2 tRNA genes and 1 rRNA gene are annotated in these 508 nt (G+C 47.2%); all 3 read left to right on the top strand.

Annotated features, from left to right (window positions below):
• Nucleotides 1–62: ribosomal RNA gene (locus HBO41_RS29385) — 16S ribosomal RNA — on the top strand; the annotation flags it as partial.
• Between the two features lie 82 nt (nt 63–144).
• Nucleotides 145–221, top strand: a tRNA-Ile gene (locus tag HBO41_RS29380).
• Between the two features lie 30 nt (nt 222–251).
• Nucleotides 252–327: transfer RNA gene (locus HBO41_RS29375), tRNA-Ala, on the top strand.
• Nucleotides 328–508: the final 181 nt, after the last annotated feature.

The raw sequence follows: 508 nt of genomic DNA, 5'->3' as shown, positions 1-508 counted from the left end.
TGACTGGGGTGAAGTCGTAACAAGGTAGCCGTAGGGGAACCTGCGGCTGGATCACCTCCTTAATCGACGACATCAGCTGCTCCATAAGTTCCCACACGAATTGCTTGATTCATTGAAGAAGACGATAAGAAGCAGCCCGAAATTGGGTCTGTAGCTCAGTTGGTTAGAGCGCACCCCTGATAAGGGTGAGGTCGGCAGTTCGAATCTGCCCAGACCCACCAATTTTGTGTGGGAAACGCCTGTAGAAATACGGGGCCATAGCTCAGCTGGGAGAGCGCCTGCCTTGCACGCAGGAGGTCAACGGTTCGATCCCGTTTGGCTCCACCACTACTGCTTCTACGTTAAGAAAGCTTAGAAATGAGCATTCCATCAGGTTGATGATGAATGTTGATTTCTAGTCTTTGATTAGATCGTTCTTTAAAAATTTGGGTATGTGATAGAAAGATAGACTGAACGTTACTTTCACTGGTAACGGATCAGGCTAAGGTAAAATTTGTGAGTTCTCTTA

Origin of the sequence: Pseudomonas sp. WS 5146 (assembly GCF_012985495.1) — a bacterium.
GTDB lineage: Bacteria > Pseudomonadota > Gammaproteobacteria > Pseudomonadales > Pseudomonadaceae > Aquipseudomonas > Aquipseudomonas edaphica.
Note: the sequence above shows the minus strand (reverse complement) of the source record. Positions and strands in the feature narration are given on the sequence as shown.